Below are 6408 nucleotides of genomic sequence, written 5' to 3' on the forward strand. Positions count from 1 at the left end.
CTCGACATTTGATCGCGCCGAGACCGTCCGGAGGACGGTCGAACGCGATCAACCGGAAGGCGGCGTGAAGGGCGGCGAGGTTGTAGCGGTGGATGAAATAAGCGCTCAGGTCTCTGGCAACTTAAAAGGGAACTGTGTCATAATGTTCAATTTGGCTATCGCCTGCTCTGTTGCAATTAAGGCGGCTTTTCGAGCCAAACCAGCCTTTCTAAATCGAGTGACAAAAATTTCCTTACGCACTTTACGCCAGTGCGCCGCGAATCCAGTGTCAGGAACCTCAATTAAGACATTTCCTGCATTTATGTTGTCTGAATATCTGTCCCCAGGCTTTCCAGGCTGCAAATAAATAGCATTCGCCTCAATAATGAGACTGATCAGAGCCGTATGTTTTATTGTATCGAAATTTATTAAAATTGTGGTCTCTACAGGTCTTAATACATCCAATTTTAGTGTTATTGAAGTTTTTGACGAACCAGCACCCCAAGTAACGATGACGTCACCGCCATTGTAATTTTTGTGCGCTAAACAATATTCAAAAACATCCGGCCTGTCCGTTGAATCTATTATTACAAGAGGAACAAGTCGACCTGACGCAACTGTGGGGTTTGCAATGGCTGCATCAGCCACCACCTGCAAAGGAACAGACTCAAGCGTATTTCTAAAACTTATTTTCCTCTTTTTCCAATCAGAGGGCCTTTTCATACATTTCTCTCGCTAACAATTTCAGTTTTACAATTATAAACTGCACCCGTACTATCGGATATTTCCAATACAACACTTGGCAATCTCTTCAATTTCGAAGCCAATTCCTCAAGATGGAAAGAAGATATACAAGCCTTTGCCTCCCAAGGATTAAACCTTAATCCTATACAAAGATTATTTCCATCATTTTCAGAAAATGATGGGCGCACCCTTCTTCTCAGTTCATATCCGTTTGGTTGAACAAATGTGATTATTGCTTCAACGCCGCATATAGTGTTTGCAGTATCCGACCTGTTAGTAACTACATTTTTTATGAAAAAGTTCAATCCTTTCTCATCTTTTATTATGTATGCATCTTCTAGATATATAGATAAATCCGGCAGACTACGACGCTCTTTCTTTTCAGAAAGGTGGTATGATTTTCTTGAAATAGTCATGCTGATGAGAGAAATTACCAATGCGATCCAAGCTGGGAAATTACCTGCCATCGCTATCCAGTTTTCTTTAGAAAAACTCAAATCCAAGACATTTTGCATCATTTCAACAATTATCTCCATTTATTAATGCAAATATCAGTAAGTAAATTTAGAAAATTATCAATTTGATATAATTTCTTACCATAGAACTGCAACGTCTAGAATTACGAAATTACGGTAGAATTACGGTAACATTTTACTCAATCCCCAAACCCCTCCAAACCTGGCCCATATCGGACCAATCTGCCCCACCCCGATTGGCCCTGACGCACCTATCTGCTACACTCCACCCATGCCAAAGCTCACCCCCATCGAGTCCGAGTTCGCGACGACCGAAGACGCGGAAGCCTATGACGCATGGTTCCGTGCGGAGGTCGAGGCCGCGATGGCATCGGACGAAGCCGATATCCCCCATGACGAAGCGATGGCCCGGATGCAGGCCATTATCGACCGCCGCAAGAAGGCGGACGAGCGCAAGACGGCCTGATGCTGCCAGTCGTCTGGAGAGCCAGCGCTCTGCGCAAGCTCGAAAGCGTCGTCGACTATATCGAACTACGGAACCCGGCGGCGGCTGATCGTATCGGCGCTGCGATCCGGCACGCAGCCGATCGCCTGCCCGACCATCCCTATCTTCACCGTCCCGGTCGTGTTCCCGGCACGCGCGAAGCAGTGGTCCATCCCAACTATATCCTCGTCTACCGCGTCTTGGCCGACCGGATTCAGATACTTGCGCTCCACCACAGCCGCCAGCAATATCCCTGACGGGAATCGGGGGAGCCTGCACATGAACGACATCATCAATCTCGCCATCGTGCTGGGCTGTCTGGCGCTGCCGTTCGTCGCCATGCCGCTGCTCTGGCGTCGGATGAAGCGCATCCGCAACCAGACCTATCAGCAGCAGAAGCAGGACCGCCGCGCCCAGCCATGGGAGGAATCCCTCGGCACCGATGGCAAGGTCCGGCTCGCCCGTTCCGGCAGCGCCAATGAGGATCTGATCGACCTCGGCAGCAAGGCGCGCGAAACCCGCTGGCCGATCGACAATAGCTGACCGGCCGCCCCGCAAACGCCCCCCCCATTTGCTTTTCCCCCCATTATCCCCTATATCGGCCTCGTTCAGTCGCAAATCGACGGTCTTTCGGCGCTTTGCAGCTCCCTTTCTCCTTCTTTCCCTGCCCCTTGAGCGTTTCGGCGCGTCCACACGGGGCTCGCCGCACAGAAAGAAGGAATATTTTCCATGAGCATCACCGGAACCGTCAAATTCTTCAACGCCGACAAGGGCTATGGCTTCGTCGCGCCTGACGATGGCAGCCCGGACGCCTTCGTCCACATCACCGCCGTCGAGCGGGCCGGCCTCGCCACGCTGCGCGAAAAGGACCGGATCACCTATGATCTGGAACAGGATCGTCGCGGCAAGATGGCGGCTGTGAATATCGCCCACGCCGAATAAGCGGTGCGTGGTGCGACGGGCTTCGGCCCGACGCATCCCGCCGCTGGCCCCCGTCGCCTCCGTTCGCGGAAGGCGGCGGCGCGGGCCGGCCGGGCGTCGCTCTCATGGCGCCCGGCCATATATTTCAGGGGGTTGAAGGAAAAATTCCATGGCCAATCCCGACTATCGGTCGCTCGCGACCAAGGCGCATGATGAAGCCGCCGCCACCACGCTCGCCAATGTGCGCGACCGTTGCCTCCGCTCCGAAGCCGCCTTCCTCGCCATGGCCCATCGCCAGGATGCGATCGACCAGACCCGCGCCCGGCGCGAAGCGGCTGCCGCCCTGCATGGCGGCCTGCATAGCGGATAGCCCCTCCGGCGCCGCCATTTCCGTCTGTCCTACACAGCCCTGTTCTGCCTAGCCTCCCGGCAAATCCTTGTCGCCGGAGGCCAGACCCATGTCCTTTCACGATTCCACCCTCTCCACCGCCGCGCCGCAAATCCGGGAGGATGGCTGGTCGCCCGCGCGCCAGCGCCGCTTTCTGGAAGTGCTGGCGTCCAGCGGCGTCATCATGCTCGCCTGCGAAGCCGTGCGCATCACCGCGCGCAGCGCCTATAATCTGCGCAACCGCCGCGATGGCGCGGCCTTTCGCCTCGGCTGGGACGCCGCGATCCTGATCGCCCGCGCCCGCCTCGCGACGGATCTGCTCGCCCGCGCCATCACGGGGAATGAGGAAGTCATCCGCAAAGACCCGGACAATCACGAAATCACCCGCCATCGGCACGACAATCGCCTGGCCATGTCGATGCTCGCCCGGCTGGATCGCATGGCCGACAGCCCGGTCGAAGGGTCCGACGCCGCGCTCGCCCGCATCGTCGCGCAGGATTTCGCCGCCTATCTAGACATGCTCTGCCCCGAAGACATGGCGCAGGCGGAGTTGGACGGCCTCGCCCTCCCCCGCACCGGCGCGGAACCCGGCGCCCGCAATATGGCCGATGCGCACCTGCTCGACGGATCGCGCCCGGACACCCCGGACCCGATCGAGGAAGCCGTCGCCGCCGCCCTCTCCCCCGGCGCCTCGGCCGCGCTCTTCATCGCCGCGCGTCTGCCGCTTGCAGCCGGTCAGAATCCGCAGATTTCCGTCGCCGATGAACGGTGTGAACTTCGCCCCGAACCAGCGCCGGACGATGAGGAGGAGGAGGAGGAGGAGGAACTGATCCATTGGGCCAATCTGACGCCCGATGAGACGGTCGACAGGCTGCGCAGCATCTGGTGGAATGACGTATTGCTATGCTGGCAAACCGATTTCCCGCCGCCGCCCGGCTTCACCGGCTATGCGAACGCGCCGACCTACGAGATTGACGGCTATGTGCGCGGGCTCTCGCCAAAGGAGGAGCAGGCGCTGGAAGCCATGATTGCGGAGGATCGCCGCCCCTATGAGGAAGCGGCGGCGCAGGCGCGCGACCTGTTTTTCGGCTTCCTCCGCAAAGAAGACATCCTGCCAGAAGCGGCAGACGTCACCACAAAGCCCGCCGCGGACATGGCCGACACCCATTCCGCGCCTGCCTGATCGGGGCGTCCGTCCGCCCCCGATTTGCTATTGTGGCGCCGCTCCCCTATAATGGGCGCGCTACAGTCGCAAATTGACGGTCTTTCGGTGCTTTGCGGCTCCCTCTCTCCTTCTTTCCCTGCCCCTTAGCAACGCGGGCCGTCCACACGGGGCGCGCCGCATAGAAAGAAGGACTAAAATTATGAGCATCACCGGCACCGTCAAATTCTTCAACGCTGACAAGGGCTATGGCTTCATCGCGCCCGATGATGGCAGCCCGGACGCGTTCGTCCACATCAGCGCCGTGGAGCGCGCCGGCCTCGCCACGCTGCGCGACAAGGACCGCGTCTCCTTTGATCTGGAGCAGGACCGTCGCGGCAAGATGGCGGCCGTGAACATCGCGCACGCCGAATAATATCCGTGCGGGGCGGCGGGCTTTCAGGCGCGCCGCCCCGACCGATCATACGAAGTCCTCCAGCAGGCTGGTGCCCAGCAGGATCAGGTTCAGCGCCGCCAGCATCGCCACATTCCACCGCCGGTTGTGGACGAACAGCAAGGCGATCAGTAGCCCGAACAGGGACAGGGCGCCCAGCCCATAAAGCAGCACCAGCTCCAGCCCGCCCCCCTCCGCCGCATCGGCCACCGGGCGCAGCGTATCGAGCAACCCCTGCCCCACCATGGTCGCCACATTGGCGAACAGCAGCCCGCCGATCACCATCCGGTTCTGCCGGTCATACCAGTCGTCGAAATCGGGCCAGTCCTCCGGCTCGTCGGGAAAGATCAGCGATGCGGCCAGGTGATAGACGCCCACCACCGCCAGCACCGACAATAATGTCAGATTGCTGGCGTCCATCTGGTCCCGCAGGCTGTAGGCGATGCCCCAGAAACTGGTCAGGTCGATGATGACGAACAGGCCCAGCAGCGGCGTCAGCCAGCCGATCCGCACTTTCCGCGCCGCCCGCTTGAGCTTCAGCACACGGGCAAATCCGCCCAGAACCTCGGCAATGGCCAGCCCCAGCAGCAACCCCAGCAGCGCAAATACCAGATCGAACGCCGACATGATCTTCCCCCAGCCACACCGTCCGTCGCAAGCCTAGCGGAAACCGTCGCAAGGGCAATTGGAGTCGGAACCGCTCCGGCCGCCACCGGTTATCCTCTCCAAACCCATCTCAAGGAGACAATCATGATCCGCACCCTGATCTTCGGCGCCATCGCCGGTTATGTCGGCAAGAAGCTCTATGACGACGGCAAGCTCACCGAATTCAAGGATGACCTTGTGACTCGTTACAATGAAGCCAAGGCCAATCTCGCCGAACAGCGCGCCGAAACCGCGCCGACCACCGCTCCGGTGATCAGCCCGTCGACCAGCCCGGCTGCGCCGCTGGCCCATTGATTTTCTGATTTCCCGGTTCCGGCGGCACATCCCCCCGCTCGCCGCCGGTCGCCGCCCGTCCGCTGCCGCGTCCCCCCCTCTCACGGCAGCTGGCGGGCGGCATTCGTTTTTGGGGCAACCATTATTGTGTGAGCGGGTTTGTCCGCCGACAGGGAAAAAATAAGGAGTCCCCCATGCGCAAACCCATTCTCGCTGCCGCCATGCTGGCAATGCTGCCGCTCGGTGCCTGCACGTCAGACAATTATGGTGGCGGCTATGGCTATGACCGACCCGGCGACCGCCGCGGTCCGCCCCGCCATGCCCGCCGCCCGATCCGCGACAATGACCAGATCTACCGCGACCGCGACGGCCGCTATTATTGCAAGCGGGATGACGGCACCACCGGCACCATCGTCGGCGCCATTGCCGGCGGCGTACTCGGCAACATCATCGCCCCCGGCGGTTCGAAGACGCTCGGCACCATCCTCGGCGGCGCCGGCGGTGCCCTTGCCGGCCGTGCCATCGACAAGAATGACATCAACTGCGAATAAGCATTTCCAAGTCAGATGGTCACATCTGACGTCCAGGGAAATGCGGCAAACAGAGACGGCATAGAAAAAGGGCGTGGGGATCAGTCCCCACGCCCTTTCCTACATCGGATAAACCGCCTTACAGCTTGCCGGTGAGTTCCGGCACAATCTTGAAGAGATCGCCCACCAGGCCGATATCGGCCACCTGGAAGATCGGCGCATCTTCATCCTTGTTGATGGCGATGATGGTCTTTGAATCCTTCATCCCCGCCAGATGCTGAATCGCGCCGGAAATGCCGACCGCGACATAGACTTCGGGCGCCACGATCTTGCCGGTCTGCCCGACCTGATA

The 6408-nt window shown here is 59.1% G+C and carries 13 protein-coding genes; 9 read left to right on the forward strand and 4 right to left on the reverse strand.

The features are described from left to right. Positions 1-105: 105 nt before the first annotated feature. Both BMY84_RS29485 and BMY84_RS29490 read right to left on the reverse strand, forming a co-directional pair. Positions 106-702, reverse strand: coding sequence for a hypothetical protein (locus BMY84_RS29485; RefSeq protein WP_143075168.1), 597 nt, complete (start codon positions 700-702; stop codon positions 106-108). Then, complete coding sequence (locus BMY84_RS29490) at positions 699-1259, reverse strand: hypothetical protein (protein WP_143075169.1); 561 nt, start codon at positions 1257-1259, stop codon at positions 699-701. Before BMY84_RS29490 ends, BMY84_RS29485 begins: the two co-directional genes overlap by 4 nt. A 211-nt stretch (positions 1260-1470) precedes the next feature. Here BMY84_RS29490 and BMY84_RS26055 point away from each other — a divergent pair, with 211 nt between their 5' ends. The 7 genes from BMY84_RS26055 to BMY84_RS26085 all read left to right on the forward strand — a co-directional run bounded on the left by BMY84_RS26055 (position 1471) and on the right by BMY84_RS26085 (position 4569). Beyond that, a complete protein-coding gene (locus tag BMY84_RS26055; RefSeq protein WP_093087832.1) occupies positions 1471-1665 on the forward strand; it encodes a type II toxin-antitoxin system RelB family antitoxin in 195 nt (64 codons plus the stop codon). Continuing rightward, the gene (locus BMY84_RS26060; protein WP_177204208.1) at positions 1665-1940 is read left to right on the forward strand and encodes a type II toxin-antitoxin system RelE/ParE family toxin; all 276 of its coding nucleotides are present in this window, start codon (positions 1665-1667) and stop codon (positions 1938-1940) included. Before BMY84_RS26055 ends, BMY84_RS26060 begins: the two co-directional genes overlap by 1 nt. Positions 1941-1962: 22 nt before the next feature. Next, entirely contained in the window at positions 1963-2226 is a 264-nt protein-coding gene (locus BMY84_RS26065; RefSeq protein ID WP_093087835.1) for a hypothetical protein, read from the forward strand. 186 nt (positions 2227-2412) lie between these two features. Further along, positions 2413-2625, forward strand: coding sequence for a cold-shock protein (locus BMY84_RS26070; RefSeq protein ID WP_093022591.1), 213 nt, complete (start codon positions 2413-2415; stop codon positions 2623-2625). Between the two features lie 148 nt (positions 2626-2773). Beyond that, positions 2774-2974 carry a hypothetical protein gene (locus BMY84_RS26075; RefSeq protein WP_093087837.1) on the forward strand — a complete coding sequence of 67 codons (201 nt, stop codon included), beginning with the start codon at positions 2774-2776 and terminating at the stop codon, positions 2972-2974. 88 nt (positions 2975-3062) lie between these two features. Next, a complete protein-coding gene (locus BMY84_RS26080; RefSeq protein ID WP_256215451.1) occupies positions 3063-4175 on the forward strand; it encodes a hypothetical protein in 1113 nt (370 codons plus the stop codon). A 181-nt stretch (positions 4176-4356) separates the two neighbouring features. Further along, positions 4357-4569, forward strand: coding sequence for a cold-shock protein (locus BMY84_RS26085; RefSeq protein WP_177185283.1), 213 nt, complete (start codon positions 4357-4359; stop codon positions 4567-4569). A gap of 45 nt (positions 4570-4614) precedes the next feature. Here the strand turns inward: BMY84_RS26085 and BMY84_RS26090 are convergent, their stop codons facing one another. After that, a complete protein-coding gene (locus tag BMY84_RS26090; protein ID WP_093087838.1) occupies positions 4615-5214 on the reverse strand; it encodes a hypothetical protein in 600 nt (199 codons plus the stop codon). Positions 5215-5337: 123 nt separating this feature from the next. On the opposite strand from BMY84_RS26090, the gene BMY84_RS26095 reads away from it, so the two are divergent. Beyond that, positions 5338-5547 (forward strand): hypothetical protein, encoded by a 210-nt coding sequence (locus BMY84_RS26095; protein WP_093087840.1) that lies wholly within the window; start codon positions 5338-5340, stop codon positions 5545-5547. 173 nt (positions 5548-5720) lie between these two features. Continuing rightward, the gene (locus BMY84_RS26100; RefSeq protein ID WP_093087841.1) at positions 5721-6077 is read left to right on the forward strand and encodes a glycine zipper 2TM domain-containing protein; all 357 of its coding nucleotides are present in this window, start codon (positions 5721-5723) and stop codon (positions 6075-6077) included. Positions 6078-6195: 118 nt separating this feature from the next. Here BMY84_RS26100 and BMY84_RS26105 read toward each other — a convergent pair. Beyond that, a partial coding sequence (locus BMY84_RS26105) for an electron transfer flavoprotein subunit alpha/FixB family protein (protein ID WP_218147042.1) occupies positions 6196-6408 on the reverse strand: 213 nt, incomplete at its 5' end.

It is taken from the genome of Sphingobium sp. AP50 (genome assembly GCF_900109095.1).
In the GTDB taxonomy this organism is placed as follows: domain Bacteria; phylum Pseudomonadota; class Alphaproteobacteria; order Sphingomonadales; family Sphingomonadaceae; genus Sphingobium.

Excerpts from the sequence above, each read along its gene's own strand:
- BMY84_RS26090 (WP_093087838.1), bottom strand. The coding sequence starts at position 5,214 with ATGTCGGCGTTCGATCTGGTATTTGCGCTGCTGGGGTTGCTGCTGGGG.
- BMY84_RS26085 (WP_177185283.1), top strand. The coding sequence starts at position 4,357 with ATGAGCATCACCGGCACCGTCAAATTCTTCAACGCTGACAAGGGCTAT.
- BMY84_RS26055 (WP_093087832.1), top strand. The coding sequence starts at position 1,471 with ATGCCAAAGCTCACCCCCATCGAGTCCGAGTTCGCGACGACCGAAGAC.
- BMY84_RS26065 (WP_093087835.1), top strand. The coding sequence starts at position 1,963 with ATGAACGACATCATCAATCTCGCCATCGTGCTGGGCTGTCTGGCGCTG.
- BMY84_RS29490 (WP_143075169.1), bottom strand. The coding sequence starts at position 1,259 with ATGGAGATAATTGTTGAAATGATGCAAAATGTCTTGGATTTGAGTTTT.
- BMY84_RS26100 (WP_093087841.1), top strand. The coding sequence starts at position 5,721 with ATGCGCAAACCCATTCTCGCTGCCGCCATGCTGGCAATGCTGCCGCTC.
- BMY84_RS26080 (WP_256215451.1), top strand. The coding sequence starts at position 3,063 with ATGTCCTTTCACGATTCCACCCTCTCCACCGCCGCGCCGCAAATCCGG.
- BMY84_RS26060 (WP_177204208.1), top strand. The coding sequence starts at position 1,665 with ATGCTGCCAGTCGTCTGGAGAGCCAGCGCTCTGCGCAAGCTCGAAAGC.
- BMY84_RS26095 (WP_093087840.1), top strand. The coding sequence starts at position 5,338 with ATGATCCGCACCCTGATCTTCGGCGCCATCGCCGGTTATGTCGGCAAG.
- BMY84_RS26070 (WP_093022591.1), top strand. The coding sequence starts at position 2,413 with ATGAGCATCACCGGAACCGTCAAATTCTTCAACGCCGACAAGGGCTAT.
- BMY84_RS29485 (WP_143075168.1), bottom strand. The coding sequence starts at position 702 with ATGAAAAGGCCCTCTGATTGGAAAAAGAGGAAAATAAGTTTTAGAAAT.
- BMY84_RS26075 (WP_093087837.1), top strand. The coding sequence starts at position 2,774 with ATGGCCAATCCCGACTATCGGTCGCTCGCGACCAAGGCGCATGATGAA.